The organism is Streptomyces sp. SID1328, from assembly GCF_009865595.1.
Lineage (GTDB): Bacteria > Actinomycetota > Actinomycetes > Streptomycetales > Streptomycetaceae > Streptomyces > Streptomyces griseoluteus.
On sequence record NZ_WWKH01000583.1, the window covers coordinates 1 to 15,555 of the forward strand.

General features: G+C 70.8%; 18 protein-coding genes. 5 read left to right on the forward strand and 13 right to left on the reverse strand.

The genetic code is table 11. The features are described 5' to 3' along the window. A partial coding sequence (locus tag GT030_RS18315) for an ABC transporter ATP-binding protein (RefSeq protein WP_161202008.1) occupies positions 1 to 573 on the forward strand: 573 nt, incomplete at its 5' end. Then, positions 570 to 2,915, forward strand: coding sequence for an FtsX-like permease family protein (locus GT030_RS18320; protein WP_161202009.1), 2,346 nt, complete (start codon positions 570 to 572; stop codon positions 2,913 to 2,915). The genes GT030_RS18315 and GT030_RS18320, both read left to right, overlap by 4 nt. Before the next feature lie 4 nt (positions 2,916 to 2,919). On the opposite strand, the gene GT030_RS18325 is transcribed toward GT030_RS18320, so the two are convergent. Continuing rightward, on the reverse strand, positions 2,920 to 3,888 hold the full coding sequence (locus tag GT030_RS18325) for a hydrogen peroxide-inducible genes activator (RefSeq protein WP_346009675.1): 969 nt from the start codon (positions 3,886 to 3,888) through the stop codon (positions 2,920 to 2,922). A 135-nt stretch (positions 3,889 to 4,023) separates the two neighbouring features. Between GT030_RS18325 and GT030_RS18330 the strand changes: the two genes are divergently transcribed. Together GT030_RS18330 and GT030_RS18335 are read left to right on the forward strand one after the other, a co-directional pair. Next, positions 4,024 to 4,578 (forward strand): peroxiredoxin, encoded by a 555-nt coding sequence (locus GT030_RS18330; protein WP_030806994.1) that lies wholly within the window; start codon positions 4,024 to 4,026, stop codon positions 4,576 to 4,578. Between the two features lie 3 nt (positions 4,579 to 4,581). Next, a complete protein-coding gene (locus GT030_RS18335) occupies positions 4,582 to 5,115 on the forward strand; it encodes an alkyl hydroperoxide reductase (RefSeq protein ID WP_161202011.1) in 534 nt (177 codons plus the stop codon). 21 nt (positions 5,116 to 5,136) lie between these two features. On the opposite strand, the gene GT030_RS18340 is transcribed toward GT030_RS18335, so the two are convergent. From GT030_RS18340 to GT030_RS18365, 6 genes are all read right to left on the reverse strand, one after another. Continuing rightward, positions 5,137 to 6,498 carry an AI-2E family transporter gene (locus tag GT030_RS18340; protein WP_161202012.1) on the reverse strand — a complete coding sequence of 454 codons (1,362 nt, stop codon included), beginning with the start codon at positions 6,496 to 6,498 and terminating at the stop codon, positions 5,137 to 5,139. A gap of 143 nt (positions 6,499 to 6,641) precedes the next feature. After that, positions 6,642 to 7,361, reverse strand: a complete 720-nt coding sequence (locus GT030_RS18345; RefSeq protein WP_086694281.1) for a transglycosylase SLT domain-containing protein — start codon at positions 7,359 to 7,361, stop codon at positions 6,642 to 6,644. Between the two features lie 400 nt (positions 7,362 to 7,761). Continuing rightward, positions 7,762 to 9,087, reverse strand: coding sequence for a PhoH family protein (locus tag GT030_RS18350; protein WP_030806983.1), 1,326 nt, complete (start codon positions 9,085 to 9,087; stop codon positions 7,762 to 7,764). A 383-nt stretch (positions 9,088 to 9,470) separates the two neighbouring features. Further along, positions 9,471 to 10,244 (reverse strand): isoprenyl transferase, encoded by a 774-nt coding sequence (locus tag GT030_RS18355; protein ID WP_161202013.1) that lies wholly within the window; start codon positions 10,242 to 10,244, stop codon positions 9,471 to 9,473. Between the two features lie 386 nt (positions 10,245 to 10,630). Beyond that, positions 10,631 to 11,425: a methyltransferase domain-containing protein gene (locus tag GT030_RS18360; protein WP_161202014.1), complete on the reverse strand. Its 795-nt coding sequence runs from the start codon at positions 11,423 to 11,425 to the stop codon at positions 10,631 to 10,633. A gap of 32 nt (positions 11,426 to 11,457) precedes the next feature. Continuing rightward, complete coding sequence (locus GT030_RS18365) at positions 11,458 to 11,937, reverse strand: GNAT family protein (protein ID WP_161199867.1); 480 nt, start codon at positions 11,935 to 11,937, stop codon at positions 11,458 to 11,460. Positions 11,938 to 12,018: 81 nt separating this feature from the next. Between GT030_RS18365 and GT030_RS18370 the strand changes: the two genes are divergently transcribed. After that, positions 12,019 to 12,375 (forward strand): DUF192 domain-containing protein, encoded by a 357-nt coding sequence (locus GT030_RS18370; RefSeq protein ID WP_161199866.1) that lies wholly within the window; start codon positions 12,019 to 12,021, stop codon positions 12,373 to 12,375. 3 nt (positions 12,376 to 12,378) lie between these two features. Here GT030_RS18370 and GT030_RS18375 read toward each other — a convergent pair whose 3' ends face one another. The 6 genes from GT030_RS18375 to GT030_RS18400 form a co-directional block, all read right to left on the reverse strand. Further along, positions 12,379 to 12,996 carry an OmpA family protein gene (locus GT030_RS18375; protein ID WP_161199865.1) on the reverse strand — a complete coding sequence of 206 codons (618 nt, stop codon included), beginning with the start codon at positions 12,994 to 12,996 and terminating at the stop codon, positions 12,379 to 12,381. Between the two features lie 8 nt (positions 12,997 to 13,004). Continuing rightward, positions 13,005 to 13,589, reverse strand: coding sequence for a hypothetical protein (locus GT030_RS18380; protein WP_161199864.1), 585 nt, complete (start codon positions 13,587 to 13,589; stop codon positions 13,005 to 13,007). A 30-nt stretch (positions 13,590 to 13,619) separates the two neighbouring features. Continuing rightward, positions 13,620 to 14,156 carry a pilus assembly protein TadG-related protein gene (locus GT030_RS18385; protein ID WP_346009557.1) on the reverse strand — a complete coding sequence of 179 codons (537 nt, stop codon included), beginning with the start codon at positions 14,154 to 14,156 and terminating at the stop codon, positions 13,620 to 13,622. Positions 14,157 to 14,212: 56 nt separating this feature from the next. Beyond that, positions 14,213 to 14,410 (reverse strand): hypothetical protein, encoded by a 198-nt coding sequence (locus GT030_RS18390; RefSeq protein ID WP_161199863.1) that lies wholly within the window; start codon positions 14,408 to 14,410, stop codon positions 14,213 to 14,215. Between the two features lie 113 nt (positions 14,411 to 14,523). Next, on the reverse strand, positions 14,524 to 15,279 hold the full coding sequence (locus GT030_RS18395; RefSeq protein WP_161199862.1) for a response regulator transcription factor: 756 nt from the start codon (positions 15,277 to 15,279) through the stop codon (positions 14,524 to 14,526). After that, on the reverse strand, positions 15,276 to 15,555 hold a 280-nt coding region (locus GT030_RS18400; protein ID WP_346009676.1), incomplete at its 5' end, for an ATP-binding protein. The genes GT030_RS18395 and GT030_RS18400, both read right to left, overlap by 4 nt.

Genomic DNA, 15,555 nt, shown 5'->3' on the forward strand with positions numbered 1-15,555 from the left:
ATGGGCCCCTCCGGCTCCGGCAAGTCCACGCTGCTGCACTGCCTCGCCGGGATCGTCCGGCCCGACTCCGGCTCGATCACCTACGCCGGACGCGAGCTGACCACCATGAGCGACGGCGAGCGCAGTGCCCTCAGGCGCGGCGAGTTCGGCTTCGTCTTCCAGTTCGGCCAGCTCGTACCGGAGTTGACCTGCGTGGAGAACGTGGCGCTGCCGCTGCGGCTCAACGGCACCCCGCGCAAGGAGGCGGAACGGGCAGCGCTCACCTGGATGGAGCGCCTTGAGGTGGACGGCCTCCGGCGCAAGCGGCCCGGCGAGGTCTCCGGCGGCCAGGGCCAGCGGGTCGCGGTGGCGCGGGCGCTGGTCACCGGGCCCCGCGTGGTGTTCGCGGACGAGCCGACCGGCGCGCTGGACTCGCTCAACGGCGAGCGGGTGATGGAGCTGCTCACCGACGCCGCCCGCTCGACCAACGCCGCCGTCGTCCTCGTCACCCACGAGGCGCGGGTGGCGGCCTGGTCCGACCGCGAGATCGTCGTGCGCGACGGCCGGTCGCGGGACATGGAGCGCAGCGCATGAGCGTGCGGCAGTACGCCCGTGACCTGAGGATGGGGGCCCGGTTCGCCGTGACCGGGGGGCGCGAGGGGTGGGTCCGTACGGCGCTGACCGCGGTCGGCGTCGGTATGGGCGTGGCGCTGCTGCTGCTCACCACCGCCCTGCCCGGTGTCGTCTCCGCGCGCCACGCGGTGGAGGAGGCCCGCGCCGACTACACCTTCGCCGTGCACCCGCTCCCCAAGGGTGACGACACCCTGCTGCTGGCGGACACCGGCACCTGGTGGCGGACCAAGTCCGTTCGCGGCCGCCTCCTCGAACCCGAGGGCCCGAAGGCCCCGCTGCCGCCGGGCGTGGACCGCTTCCCGGCCAAGGGCGAGATGCTGGTCTCCCCCGCGCTGGGCGAACTCCTCGCCTCCGGCGACGCCGAGCTGCTGCGCGAGCGGCTGCCGTACCGGATCACCGGGACCATCGGGGCGAAGGGGCTGCTCGGTCCGCGCGAACTCGTCTACTACGCGGGCGCCGAGGGACTGAAGCCGAAGGCCGGGGGTGCCCGTACCGAGCGGCTGCGCGCGTTCGGCGACCCGCAGCCGGATACCGCGCAGGCCGACCCGGTGCTGCTGATGATGGTGCTGGTCGTGTTCGTGGTGCTGCTGATGCCGGTCGCGGTGTTCATCGCCGCCGCCGTGCGCTTCGGCGGCGAGCGGCGCGACCGCAGGCTGGCCGCACTGCGGCTGGTGGGTGCCGACGGCCGCACCACCCGCCGGATCGCAGCGGGCGAGGCGCTGGCCGGCTCGCTGATCGGCCTGGTCGTCGGGGCCGGGCTCTTCCTGGCCGGACGGCAGCTCGCCGGGTCGGTGACGGTCATGGGCGAGAGCTTCTACCCCGCCTACCTCGACCCCTCTCCCCTGCTCGCCCTGCTGGTCGCGCTCGCGGTCCCGGCGTGCGCGGTGCTGGTGACGCTGCTGGCCATGCGGGGGGTGGTCATCGAGCCGCTCGGCGTGGTCCGTACCGCCGTGCCCGCCCGGCGCCGGCTGTGGTGGCGGCTGCTGCTGCCGCTGGCCGGGCTGGCGCTGCTCTACCCGATGACCGGCCAGGGGCACTCGGACGGCGACTTCAACCAGTACCTCGTCATCGCCGGTGTCCTGCTGTTCCTGATCGGTGTCACCGCCCTGCTGCCCTGGCTGGTGGAACGCGCCGTCGCCCGGCTCGACCCGGGCCCTCTGTCCTGGCAACTGGCCGTGCGCAGGCTCCAGTTGAGCAGCGGTACGGCGGCGCGTACGGTCAACGGCGTCGCGGTCGCGGTGGCCGGTGCCATCGCGCTCCAGATGCTCTTCGCGGGCGTGCAGGGCCAGTACGAGAAGAACACCGGGAAGGACCCCTCCCGCGCCCAGCTGGAGATCGCCCTCTCCGACCACAGCCGCGTCGGCCCGGCCGCCGCCGCGGTCGCCCGGACCAAGGGGGTGCGGGCCTCGGTCGGGCTGGCCACCGCCTCGCTCGGCGAGAAGCCACGGGACGCGGACGCCGCGCTCGACGTGATCGTGGGTGACTGCGCCTCGCTGCGGGAGCTGGCGCATCTGCCGTCCTGCCGCGACGGCGACACCTTCGCCCTCGCCGGTCCGGAGTACGGCACCGAGTTCGACCGCGCCTCCCGCGACGCCGTGCTCCGTCCCGGCCATGACGCCTACATCGACCCCGGTTACGCCGACGTCCAGGGCCTCTCGGTGCCGGTCGCGGTACCGGAGCACCTGCGCTGGGCGACGGCCCGCGGGGACTCGCTGATGCCCCGCGCCAACGGCCTGCTGGTCACCCCGGCCGCGCTCCCGAAGGCAGCCGGACCCGCGCTGTCCGGCGAGGTCTTCGTACGGATGGACCAGGCGCTGCCGGACGTGCAGGAGTACGTCCGCAACACCGCCGCGCGGGTCGACCCGGTCGCGGACGTCATGGCCGTGACGCCGACCGAGACGTCCGCCCGGTACACCTCGCTGCGCACCGGCATGCTGATCGGCGCCTCCTGCGTGCTGATGCTGATCGGGGCGAGCCTGCTGGTCTCCCAGCTGGAGCAGTTGCGCGAGCGGCGCAAGCTGCTGTCGGCGCTGGTCGCGTTCGGCACCCGGCGCCGCACGCTCGGCCTGTCGGTGCTGTGGCAGTCGGCCCTCCCGATCACGCTGGGCCTGCTGCTGGCCGCGGCGGTGGGCGTGGGCCTCGGCGCGGTGCTGCTGCGGATGTCGGCGGCCGAGGTGACCGTGGTCTGGCCCGACGTCCTGGCGCTGACCGGTGTCGGCGCGGGCGTCGTCCTCGCGGTCACCCTCCTCACCCTGCCACCCCTGCTCCGCATGACCCGCCCCGACGGGCTGCGCACCGAGTAACCGCTCAGTCCGTCGCGCCCACGATCCGTACGGGCAGCGGGGTCATCGCCTCGCGCAGGGCCGCGGCCAGCTCCTCGTACTCGGCGGAGCGGGCCGCGGCCGTGCGCATGGCGAGGGCGATGCGGCGGCTCGGGGCCGGACCGGCGAAGGAGCTGGTGAGGACCTTGCTGCCCCGGGTCGCCTCCAGCCGTATCGCGGTGCGCGGCAGCAGGGTGCAGCCGAGGCCGCCCGCGACCAGCTGGACCAGGGTGGAGAGTCCGGCGGCGGTCGTGGTGACCGGGGCCGCGCCGCCGCCCCGGATCTCCCGGCCGGCCTCCCGGCAGATCTCCAGCGCCTGGTCGCGCAGGCAGTGCCCCTCGTCCAGCAGCAGCAGGTTCAGCTCGCGCAGCGCCTCGCGCGGGATGCCGCTGCGGCAGCCGAGTTCATGGCCGAGCGGGGTGACGAGCACGAAGTCCTCGTCGAACAGCGGGAGTTCGCTCACACCGGGCACACCGAGCGGCACGGCGAGCAGCAGCAGGTCGAGCCGTCCGGAGTGCAGGCCCTCCAGCAGGCTGGCGGTCTGCTCCTCGTGCACCTGGAGGTCGAGCTGGGGATAGCGCTCGTGCACCAGCCGCAGCACGGTCGGCAGCAGATAGGGGGCGACGGTCGGGATGGCGCCGAGCCGCAGCACCCCGGTGAAGGGCGCCCGTACCGCCTCGGCCTCCTCCAGCAGCGCGCCCATCTCGGCCAGCACCGCCTTGGCCCGCACCGCGAGCCGCTCCCCGGCGGTGGAGAGCAGCACCTTGCGGGTCGTACGCTCCACCAGGGCCACGCCGAGGGTCTCCTCCAGCGCGGCGACCGCCCCGGACAGCGCCGGCTGGCTCATCCCGATGGCGGCGGCCGCGTCCCGGAAGTGCAGATGCTCGGCGACCGCGGTGAAGGCCCGCAGCTGCGCCAGGGTCGGCTGCTTCCGCTTGCCACTACTGATGGTCACTGATAGCCACCTCCGATCAACCAGACCGAGTGTAGCTATTTCACTAATCAATCCACCCTGTGCCACCATCGGCCCAGTCCAACCCATGGGAGACATCCCGCAAGCTGGGGTGTCCCCGCGCTGCAAGGAGAGCACGTGCTCACTGTCGGTGACAAGTTCCCCGAGTTCGAACTGACCGCCTGCGTCTCGCTGGAGAAGGGCAAGGAGTTCGAGACGATCGACCACAAGACCTACGAGGGCAAGTGGAAGATCGTCTTCGCGTGGCCCAAGGACTTCACCTTCGTGTGCCCGACCGAGATCGCGGCCTTCGGCAAGCTGAACGACGAGTTCGCCGACCGTGACGCGCAGGTCCTCGGCTTCTCCGGTGACTCCGAGTTCGTCCACCACGCCTGGCGCAAGGACCACCCGGACCTGACCGACCTGCCGTTCCCGATGATGGCGGACTCCAAGCACGAGCTGATGCGCGACCTGGGCATCGAGGGCGAGGACGGCTTCGCCAAGCGCGCCGTCTTCATCGTCGACCAGAACAACGAGATCCAGTTCACCATGGTGACCGCCGGCTCCGTCGGCCGTAACCCCAAGGAGGTCCTGCGGGTCCTCGACGCCCTCCAGACGGACGAGCTGTGCCCGTGCAACTGGAGCAAGGGCGACGAGACCCTCGACCCGGTCGCGCTGCTGGCGGGTGAGTGACCCATGTCGCTCGACTCGCTGAAGTCCCGCGTCCCGGACTACGCCAAGGACCTGAAGCTCAACCTGGGCTCGGTCATCGGCAACTCCGACCTCCCCGCGCAGCAGCTCTGGGGCACCGTGCTGGCGACCGCGATCGCCTCGCGCTCCCCCATCGTGCTGCGTGAGCTGGAGCCGGACGCGAAGGCGGCCCTCTCGCCCGAGGCGTACGACGCGGCCAAGTCCGCCGCCGCCATCATGGCGATGAACAACGTCTTCTACCGCACCCGGCACCTGCTGTCGGACCACGAGTACGGCACCCTGCGCGCCGGTCTGCGGATGAACGTCATCGGCAACCCCGGCGTCGACAAGGTCGACTTCGAGCTGTGGTCCTTCGCGGTCTCCGCGATCAACGGCTGCGGTCTGTGCCTAGACTCGCACGAGCAGGTGCTCCGCAAGGCCGGTGTCGAACGCGAGGTGATCCAGGAGGCGTTCAAGATCGCCTCGGTGATCCAGGCGGTCGGCGTCACCCTCGAGGCCGAGGCCGTCCTCGCCGAGTAGTACCCCGCCCGAAGGCCCCGCTCACACCTGCTGAGCGGGGCCTTCGGTGGTTTCGCGGGCGTCCTCGGGGGCGGTGCCGGCCGGCTCCGCCTCGGCCCGGACGGCGGGCTCGTCCCCGGCCGCCGCGGCCGCCGGGTCCCCGATCTCCGTCGTCGGCCAGTCCTGCTCGGCCGAGTACTTCCGCAGATACCCCACCACCGTGTTCGTCACGGCCACCAGCGGTACGGCGACCACCGCGCCGCCGATGCCGGCCACCATGCCGCCGGCCGCGACCGTGAGGACCACCGCGAGCGGGTGGACCCGCACCGCCCGGCCCAGGATGAACGGCTGGAGCACGTGGCCCTCGATCTGTTGGACCGCGAGCACCACCACCAGCGTCATCAGGGCGGTGAACACACCCTGCGTCACCAGCGCGACGACGATGGCGAGCGCACCGGAGGCGACCGCGCCGACCAGCGGGATGAACGAGAACAGGAAGATGAAGACCGCCAGCGGCACCGCCATCGGCACATCGAGGAAGTAGATGCCGAGGCCGATGAATATGGCGTCGATCAGCGCGACCAGCACCGTGCCGCGCACGTACGCGGTCAGGGTGGCCCAGGCGCGCGGACCGGCACCGGCCACGCCCGGACGGGCGGCAGCGGGCACCAGCTTCAGGAACCACTCCCAGATCCGCCTGCCGTCGTAGAGCAGGAAGAGCGTGGAGAAGAAGACCAGCAGGATGCCGGTCAGCGCCTCGACGACGACCTGGACTCCTTCGAGACCGGCCGACGTTATCTGGTCGGTGTTGGCTCCGACGGCCTCGCGCAGGTTCTTGGCGATCTGGTTGATCTGCTTGTCGGTGACGTGGAACGGGCTCTTCAGCAGCCAGTTGCGCAGATCGTCGATGCCGTTCTGGATCTGGCTGGAGAGGGTGTCGATGTTCTCCATGACCTGCCAGGTCACGAACCAGCCCAGCAGCCCGATGATCACGAAGCCCGATATGGCGGTGAGCGCCGTCGACGGGCCGCGCGGCATGCCGTACCGCATCAGCCGGGCCACGGTCGGCTGGAGCAGCGCGGTCACCAGCAGGGCCACCACGAACGCGAACACCACGAGCTGCACGGCGCTGATGACCCGCATCAGCACCCAGACCGTGCCGGCCAGCACCAGCAGCCGCCAACCCGCCTCGGCCGCGACCCGCACTCCCCACGGCACGGCGTGCGCGGGGTCGGGGCGCTGGGCGGACGGAGCCGGGCGCGGCGCGGGTACGGCCACCGCCTCGGGGGGTCCCTCGGGTCCGGCGTGCTCCTTCTGTACCTCGGCGCGGCGCTCGTCCAGGCGCTCGCTCATCTCGGTCAGTCCGGCACCGAGCCGGCCGAGCCATCCTGGCATTCGCGTCATGTTCCGTACCCTTCCCCCGCGTTCCGGGCCCACTCCGGCGTGCTTCGTCACGCGGGGGAGCCGTGCGAGGACGACCGTACCGCGCGAAAGCCCCTCACCCCGTGAAGGGGGAGGGGCTGCGTGCGGCCGGTGTCACGAGCCGCTCAGTACCAGTGGTTGGCCTGCCAGAAGGTCCACGCCTCGCACGGGCTGCCGTAGCGGCTGTCCATGTAGTTGAGGCCCCACTTGATCTGGGTGGCCGGGTTGGTCTGCCAGTCGGCGCCCACCGAGGACATCTTGGAGCCGGGCAGGGCCTGGAAGAGACCGTAGGCACCGGAGGAGGCGTTCACGGCACGGTAGTTCCAGCTCGACTCGTGGTCGACGATGTTGCTGAAGCACTGGAACTGACCGGCGCCCACCATCTGACGGGCCATGGCCTGGATCTGGGCGACGGAGTAGCTGCTCTGCGGAGCGAAGCTGGAGGCGTCGCGGACGTCGCTGCGGCTGGCGGCGGCGGCAGCCTTGGTCTCGGCCCGCTCCTTCGCCAGCTCGGCCGCCTTCTCGGCGTCCTTCTTCTTGGCGATGGCCGTCTCGGCGGCGGCCTTGCGGGCCGCTGCCTCCGCGTCCTTCTTGGCGCTCGCGTCGGCCGCGATTGCCTGGGCGTCCGCCTGCTGCGTCAGGGACGCGGTCTGAACCTGCGCCTGCTGATCCGCGGGGAGCTCAGCGAGGAGCGTGGTGTCGGCAGCCGTCGGCTCGGCGTCGTTGTTCTGCGCGACGCTGCCCGAGGCAACTCCGACGACGCTTCCTACGGCGGTGACCGCGGTGGCGGAGGCCACTGCGAATCCCCGGACCGAAATCCGGCTCACACGGTTTCCTTCCAGCATCGCCCGCTTCGGTGACCGTGGCGGACGCAATCGTGCCCCCGACACTGGCCTCCCAACTGAAGGGTCACAGGAGACACGGGCCCGGTGGGAACTCCCGCACGGGGAGCGCCGCGTGATGCTCGGGCGGCATACGACGACGCTATGGAGTTGGCGACTTGCTCCGTGGATCGCGCCTGCCGGGGGGCTGGAACGTGCCTCGGGGTACAGGTGTGTCGTATGCGGGGCCTGACAGGACTGAGACTCTGCCGTAACCCGGCGGCGAGTGGCAATTCCGAGTTGCGTGTGAAAGCTCACACCTCGTTTGGCCCAAGGGAATTCAGGAAATACCCGCGCACGCAGACGCCGCCCGGCTAAGCTCTTCGGCTTCTCCGGGCGGCGCCTGTGGTTGTCCGAGGACGGGTCAGATGTGGCCGTCCTCCAGCATTTCGGTCACCAGCGCCGCGATCTGGGACCTTTCGGACCGGTTCAACGTGACGTGCGCGAAGAGCGGATGCCCCTTCAGCTTCTCCACGACGGCCACCACGCCGTCGTAACGGCCGACACGCAGGTTGTCCCGCTGCGCCACGTCATGGGTGAGCACCACCCGCGAGTTGGCGCCGATCCGGGAGAGCACCGTCAGCAGCACGTTGCGCTCCAGCGACTGCGCCTCGTCCACGATCACGAAGGCGTCGTGCAGCGAACGGCCGCGGATGTGGGTGAGCGGGAGGACCTCCAGCATCCCGCGCGCCGTGACCTCCTCGATGACCTCCCGGCTGGTGACCGCGGAGAGCGTGTCGAAGACCGCCTGGGCCCAGGGGCCCATCTTCTCCGACTCGCTGCCCGGCAGATAGCCGAGTTCCTGCCCGCCGACCGCGTACAGCGGCCGGAAGACCATCACCTTCTGGTGCTGGCGGCGCTCCAGGACCGCCTCCAGGCCGGCGCAGAGCGCCAGCGCCGACTTGCCGGTGCCCGCGCGGCCGCCCATGGAGAGGATGCCGACGTCCGGATCGAGCAGCAGGTCGAGCGCGATGCGCTGCTCGGCGCTGCGGCCCTTGATGCCGAACGCCTCCCGGTCGCCGCGCACCAGCCGGACGTTGCCGTCCGGGGTGACGCGGCCGAGTGCCTTGCCGCGCTCGGACTGAATGGTCAGTCCGGTGTGCACGGGCAGCTCGGACGCCTCGGGGACGAACACATGGCCTTCCTCGAAGAGGATGTCCACCTGTTCACCGGGGAGCGTCAGCTCGGACATGCCGGTCCAGCCGGAGGAGTCCGTGATGGCGAGTTCGGCGCGGTACTCCTCGGCCAGCAGCCCGACCGAGGACGCTTTGATCCGGAGCGGCAGGTCCTTCGACACGACGGTGACGTCGAACCCCTCGGCCTGGAGATTCCGGGCCACCGCGAGGATGCGGGAGTCGTTGTCCCCCAGGCGGTAGCCGCTGGGCAGCACGCTGGGGTCCGAGTGGTTGAGCTCGACACGGACGGTTCCGCCGAGTTCCCCGATCGGGATGGGGGCGTCGAGCCGGCCGTACCTGACCCGGTAGTCGTCCAGCAGGCGCAGGGCCTGGCGGGCGAAGTAACCGAGTTCGGGATGGTGCCGCTTGGCCTCCAGCTCGGTGACCACGACGATCGGGAGCACTACCTCGTGCTCCTCGAAGCGGGTCACGGCGTTGGGGTCGGCCAGCAGGACGCTGGTGTCGAGAACATAGGTGCGCCGGTCGGGCTTGTGGCGCTTTGTGCTGGTCACCACGGAAGGACGTACCCCCTCGGATGAGGTCGGGGAGCGACGAAGTGGAACTGGACCGGTCTGAGATCCCCGCGCGCGGCGGGCCGCAGACCGGCCCTCCGCCACTGCTGCCGTGCGTGCGAGGCACGGTCGGGCTGGTGCAAAGGACCTCCCGGGCGGGCGACCCCGTGCCGCCCGCTGAGTCCGACGCCCGTGGTTCGGGTGTCGGCCTGAGAGCGTTATGCCCTCGATCTCGCGCGACCATGCAGAAGCGGCCACCGGCAGGCCGGTGAACTCCTTGTTACTTCCAGGCGAGGCGGGGTACACAGGAGCACCCCGCCGGACGGGTGCCGACGGGGTGCCTGATGTGTCCCGGTGTGTGTCCCGGCGCGGGCGCGGGGCGCCGGTCAGCCGCCGTAGCGGCGGTGCCGGGCGGCGTAGTCGCGCAGGGCGCGCAGGAAGTCGACCTTGCGGAAGGCCGGCCAGAAGACCTCGCAGAAGTAGTACTCCGAGTGGGCGGTCTGCCAGAGCATGAACCCGGAGAGCCGCTGCTCGCCGCTGGTGCGGATGACCAGGTCGGGGTCGGGCTGGGCACCGGTGTAGAGGTGGCGGCCGATCATGTCGACGTCGACGGACTCGGCCAGCTCGGCCATGCTCACGCCCTTGGCCTGGGCGTCGGCCAGCATGGAGCGCACGGCGTCGGCGATCTCCTGGCGGCCGCCGTAGCCGATGGCGACATTGACCACTATGCCGTCGACGTGGGCGGTGCTCTCCTCGGCCTGCTTGAGGGTCTGCTGCATCCCGGCGGGCAGCAGATCGCGGGTGCCGACGTGGTGCACGCGCCAGCGGCCGTCCTCGGCGAGGGTGCGCACGACCCCGTCGATGATGTCGAGTAGGGGGCCCAGCTCGTCCTGCGGCCGGTCGAAGTTGTCCGTGGAGAGCAGCCAGAGGGTGACGACCTTGACGTCGGTCTCGTCGCACCAGCCGAGGAACTCCTCGATCTTCTCGGCGCCGGCCCGGTGGCCGTGGACCGTGCTGGAACCCGCGGCCTTCGCCCAGCGACGGTTGCCGTCCATGATGACGCCGATGTGCTCCGGCACCGACGCGTGGTCCAGGTGACCTTCCACCCGGCGTGCGTAGACCCTGACCAGCAGGCCGCGCAGCTTGTCGCGCAGGTTCACGTGAGAGCCCCTCCAAAACACCGCGGTTGCGGTTCCCGCGGACGCCGAGCCTACCCGCGCCGCGCACGCCCAAGAAAAACGGGCCGGTCCGTGGGGGGGGAGACGGACCGGCCCGAGGGGGGGTTTCCACCATAACCCTTCGTGAGGGCGGAAGCGTGCCCCGGCGCGCCACAACTACGCTGCGGAGTCACCCGGCGACGCGGCGGTGAGCGCGGAATGCTTGGTTCAGGGGTGTGCGGTGGCCGATTCACATCGGATTCCCAGGCGATCCGTCCTCCCGGCGAACGATCATCAGGTTTTTACGCCACTTCAGTGACCCCGGCGGGCCCGGTCCGGTGTCCCTCCCACGGACGACCCCGCCGACGAACGGTGACTTGACCATTCCGCTAAGCGACGGCCCCGGCGACGGCCGGTTTCCGCACCACGAACAGATGGCGCGTGCTGTGCGCCACGAAGGGGCCGCCCGCCGTGATCTCCCCGTGCAGCGCCCGCAGCCGCTCCTCGTACGCCTCGACGGTGAAGCCCGGCACCATCCAGATCACCTTGCGCAGGAAGTGCACGACGGCGGCGATGTCGTGGAACTCCATCCGCAGCCGCGCCGTCCGGAGCTCCTCGACCTCCAGCCCGGCGGCCTCCGCCCCGTCCCGCTCCCGCTCGGGGTCCCGGCCCCCGCGCACCGCCTCCGGCTGCGGCCCGAGGAAGTACTCCACCAGCTCGAACGCGCTCGCCGGTCCGACATGCTGGGCGAAGTAGGTGCCTCCCGGCCGGAGCACCCGTGTGATCTCGGGCCAGTCGGGGGTCACGGGGTGCCGGCTCAGGACCAGGTCGAAACTCGCGTCGGCGAAGGGCAGGGGCGCGGCGTCCGGTGCGGCGACGACCACCGCTCCGTGCGGGGCGAGCAGTGCGGTCGCCCTGGCCACGTTCGGCGGCCAGCCCTCGGTGGCCGCGAGCACGGTGGGGCGGGCCGGGGCGGCCTGCCTCAGTGCGAAGTCGAGTACCTCGCCGCCGCCGGTCTGGAGGTCGAGCGCCGCCCGCGCCCGCGCCAGCCGCTCCCCCGCCGAACGGGCGTAGCCCCACTCCGGCCGCTCCTCCGTGGCCCGGCCCGCGAACCAGGAGAAGTCCCAGCCGTCGGTGGGCACGGCGGCGCCTTCGGCCACCAGCTCCTCGAAAGTCCTGTCCATGGGGGCATGGTCCTGGAGCCGTGGGCCGGGCGTCACGGGGTTTTCGCGGCCGGGCCGTCGAGGACCAGGAGCAGGAACCCCTCCTCGTCGGGCTCTCCCACCCGCGTGAAGCCGTGCTTCTCCAGCAGGGCGACGGAGGCGGTGTTGCCGGCGAAGGGGTCGGCGTACAGGGGGCGTACGGGCTCCTCCTCGGTGAGGAAGCGGCCGAGGGCGCGGCTGCCTATGCCCCGGCGCCAGTAGCGGCGGCCCAGCCAGTAGCCGACGAAGCGTCTGCCTCCTTGCGTCCAGGAGACGACGTTGCCCGCGACCTCGCCGTCCACGGTGACCGTCCGCACCAGGCAGTCGGGGTCGGGGAAGATGCGGGTGCGCCAGTGGGTGAGGAAGGCGTCACGGGGGCGCGGGGTGAACCGGGACCTGCGGACGGCTTCCGGGTCGTGCTCGAAGGCGAGGAAGATCTCGAGGTGGTCCTCGGTCACGCCGCGCAGGCGTACGTCTTCTGGCTCGGCTGTCATGGTCCGGAGTGTGGCAGGGGGCACTGACAATCGCGTGCGGCCTGTGGACGGTGGGTACGGTCCCGGCGGAGGTGGGGCGGGATGGCGCGCTGGCGGGACGGGCACGGGACTCTGACGGTGCATCGGCCGGGGGGTGAGGTGTGTGTCCCGGTGGAGCTGGCGGTGTCCTACCGGGCGCGGACCCGGGGGCTGCTCGGGCGGGACGCGGTGGAGGGGGCGCTGCTGCTGTCGCCGGCCGCGAGTGTGCACACCTTCGGGATGCGGATGGCCATCGACGTGGCGTACCTGGACCGTTCGCTGCGGGTGCTGGCGGTACGCACGATGGTGCCGGGGCGGCTGGGCCTGCCCCGGCTCCGGTCCCGGCACGTACTGGAGGCCGGGGCCGGGGTGATGGCGGGGTGGGGGCTGGTGGCGGGGATGTCGGTGTCGGTGGGGTAGGGCCTACTGGGCGGTGCGGGGGAAGGAGACCTCCACGCGGCGGTTCTTCTTGCGGCCCGCTTCGGTGGAGTTGTCGGCGATGGGGTACTGCTCGCCGTAGCCGCGCACCTCGAAGGTGACGTCGGGGGCGTTGAGGTCCTGGTCGAGTACGGCCTGTACGGCGTTGGCCCGGCGCTTGGAGAGGACGTCGCCGTGGGCGGAGGAGCCGAGGTTGTCGGTGAAGCCGAAGACGCGGACGCGGGTGGCCTTCTGCTTCTGGATCTCCTCGGCGATGGCGGTGATGCGGGCGCGGGCCTCCGGGCCGAGTCTGGCGCTGTCCTTGCCGAAGAGGACTTCTGCCTGGAGGGCGAAGGTGACGTCGGCGTTGGTGTCCTCGCGGCGCTCGTCCCCGCTCTGGTCCTCGACGACCGACTTGATGTCCAGCACCTTCGCTCCCGCGAGCGTGGCACCCTCCGGCAGCTTCAGGTCCGGATCGGTGGGGTCCACCTTCACAGGCGCGGCAGCACTCGGCTCCGTACCGGGCGGCTCACTGGGCCCGTCCGCGAGGGCGGGGGTCAGGGGGGTGAGAAGGGCCGCGGTGGCAGCGGTCACGAGGAGGCGGGCGAGACGGGTGGTGGTCACGGGGGGCCTCAGTCGGAGATTTTGAAAGTGGCGGTCGGGAAAGTGGGCAGCTGGAAGTCGACTTCCGACGTGTTCTCCGGAGGCGCCGGGAACTGCATGAAGACCGCGAGTGTGGCACCGGACTTGAGGGCCGAGAAACCCGTCGTCGTCAGGGGGCGTCCGTCCGTGTCGCGCAGGACGTAATAACGCTTCTTGCCCTTCGGGTCGACGAGGGTCGCGCCTCCGAGTGACCTGCCGTTTCGGATGATCTCTGTTTCGTCGCCGCTCAGGGCCGACGGAATGACGAGGTCCTTGGCGCCGTCGTTCCGCAGATCACCGTTGACCGTGACGAAGCCTCCCGAGTCACGCTTCGCGGAAGTGATCTGGAGAGTGAGCCCGTCCGATCCCTTCAGCTCCGCCAGCGGGTCGTCCGACTGCCCTTCCTGCGTACTCGGATTCGAGCCACCCGACTTGGTGGCGGAGGCGGAGGCGTCCGGCTTCTTGTCATCGCCGCCACCACCTCCGCAGCCCACCGCACCAAGGGCAAGGACGGCAGCTACGGACAGGGCTGCCACACCCCTGGCGGTCCGCCGCCCGGTGAAACGCATACTCATGGCTGAAATCCTTTACGCGTCGATCGCCTGTCAGTCGGCGGCCAGGTGGACATCGAAGAGATCCTGCGGCTCGGGCAGATGAGTGAGATCGTGCGGGTTCAGCTCCCAATCACGGTCCTTGCAGGAAAGTCGCGGCAGCACGTCACCGTGCGACCCTTCTCCAGGCTTCTCGAACGTGCAGAGGGGTTCGATCACGGCCCTCGCGGACGCCGTCGACTTGAAATTCTCCGTGCCTGGGACGATGGAATGACCAACCGACTTATCGGTTTTGGCCTCGACCGTGAAGGCGAGCGGTCCGTCCTGTGCGCACCGTGCGTCGGCCTCGTTCTGGGCCGCCAGTTCGTCGGCCCGCCAGCAGGAGTCCGGCAGCGGCGCCTCACCGTCGAAGACGGCCCCCCACTTGGTGGGGTCCAGAATGTCGTCGACCCATTTCCCCACCAGCAGATCGCGCCTGTCCTGGGCCGCCGCCAGGGCGGCCGCATCGGCCGCGGTCTGAGCACCGCCGCGGTTCACCGAGGCCTGGCCGACCGCGAGATAGGCCAACGCGAGAAAGAGCAGGCCCGCCACCACGGTGATGTAGATGGGGAAGGCCTGCCCTGTGTCCCGGCGGAAGCGCGCTCCGGTCAGCCGCCGGTCACCTCGGAGATCTTCTGGGTGATCGCGTCGAAGATCGACTGGCCGATACTCGTACCCGTGATCGCCAGGACGATCGCCACGACCACCGCGATGATGCCGAGGTATTCCACCGCGGTCTGCCCCACGTCGCTGCGGGCGGCGCGGGCCCGCAGGCTCGCAATGGCGGTGTTGAACCAAGCGCTCATGGTGTTCCCCTCCGCATTTGTCTCCGATCCGCGCACCGTACGGCGGTAAGAGGAGACGGGCCCAGGGTCCGGGGGCCCAGGTTTGGGCCCAGTGGGGGCGGGTGGCGGGCACTTCACGCCACCCCCAACCACTTCGCCGTCGCCTGGGATCTGTTGGTGGTGTGGAGTTTGGCGAAAATGTGGTTGATGTGGTTCTTGACGGTTTTCTCGCTGATGAAGCAGGCGGCGGCGATCTGATGGTTCGTCATGCCGGATGCGACGAGGTCCATGATCTCCGCCTCCCTGGTGCTCAGTTGAAAACTCGACCGGAATGACTGTCCCACAGAGGATTGCATGTGCGAAAGGGTTTTTGCAGACATCTCCCAGGGAGAAGTGGGACGTTCGCGTTCCACGTGTGCACTCGCACCTGGCCCCACCGCCGGAGGCAACAGCGCGCGCACCGCCCCCGGCGTCACATGCGGACGCCCCTCGCACACATCCCGCACCGCCCGCACCAACTGCTCCGTGTCGAATTCCCCGTGCACCAGATATCCCCCCGCCCCCAGCCGCAAAGCCTCCCGCACGGTCTCCGTCTCATGGCTGTAGGTCAGCATCATGACGGGCGCCAGCCGGACCAGGTGGGGCAATGCCGAGATTCCGTCGACACCCGGCATCCGGACGTCGAGGAGGACGACGTCCGGCCGGTGCGCCAGCGCGGCCTCGTACGCCTCGCGCCCGTCCGCCGCCTCGGCCACCACGGTGGTGTCCTCGCGGCCGGAGAGCAGCGCGGTGAGGCCGGCGCGGACCACGGGGTTGTCGTCGGCGACCACGAGACGCAGCGGGCCGGTGGGGGGTGGGAACCGCATCGGAGTCTCCTTTCGCGGGTTCATCCGGGCAGGGGGAGGTCGACGCCGATCTCGGTACCGGACGCGTGCGCACCCCGGCCGATACGGATATGCGCCCCCGCCGAGGCGGCCCGCTCCACCATGCCGAGCAGCCCGAAGTGACCTTCGGCCCGCAGGGTTTGGAGAGTGACGCCCGCCGGGAGTCCCTTGCCGTCGTCGTGGACCGAGAGGCGGAGGCGGCCGTCCTGGACGCCCGCCGTCACGACGACCCGGGTGGCGTTCGCGTGGCGATGGGCGTTGTCGAGGGCCTCGGCGGTGAGC

What these genes read in the sequence shown, in the direction of transcription:
- GT030_RS18340 (WP_161202012.1), bottom strand. Translation starts at nt 6,498, where the DNA reads ATGACGCGAATGCCAGGATGGCTCGGCCGGCTCGGTGCCGGACTGACC.
- GT030_RS18365 (WP_161199867.1), bottom strand. Translation starts at nt 11,937, where the DNA reads ATGACAGCCGAGCCAGAAGACGTACGCCTGCGCGGCGTGACCGAGGAC.
- GT030_RS18390 (WP_161199863.1), bottom strand. Translation starts at nt 14,410, where the DNA reads ATGAGCGCTTGGTTCAACACCGCCATTGCGAGCCTGCGGGCCCGCGCC.
- GT030_RS18345 (WP_086694281.1), bottom strand. Translation starts at nt 7,361, where the DNA reads ATGCTGGAAGGAAACCGTGTGAGCCGGATTTCGGTCCGGGGATTCGCA.
- GT030_RS18370 (WP_161199866.1), top strand. Translation starts at nt 12,019, where the DNA reads ATGGCGCGCTGGCGGGACGGGCACGGGACTCTGACGGTGCATCGGCCG.
- GT030_RS18380 (WP_161199864.1), bottom strand. Translation starts at nt 13,589, where the DNA reads ATGAGTATGCGTTTCACCGGGCGGCGGACCGCCAGGGGTGTGGCAGCC.
- GT030_RS18395 (WP_161199862.1), bottom strand. Translation starts at nt 15,279, where the DNA reads ATGAACCCGCGAAAGGAGACTCCGATGCGGTTCCCACCCCCCACCGGC.
- GT030_RS18320 (WP_161202009.1), top strand. Translation starts at nt 570, where the DNA reads ATGAGCGTGCGGCAGTACGCCCGTGACCTGAGGATGGGGGCCCGGTTC.
- GT030_RS18335 (WP_161202011.1), top strand. Translation starts at nt 4,582, where the DNA reads ATGTCGCTCGACTCGCTGAAGTCCCGCGTCCCGGACTACGCCAAGGAC.
- GT030_RS18360 (WP_161202014.1), bottom strand. Translation starts at nt 11,425, where the DNA reads ATGGACAGGACTTTCGAGGAGCTGGTGGCCGAAGGCGCCGCCGTGCCC.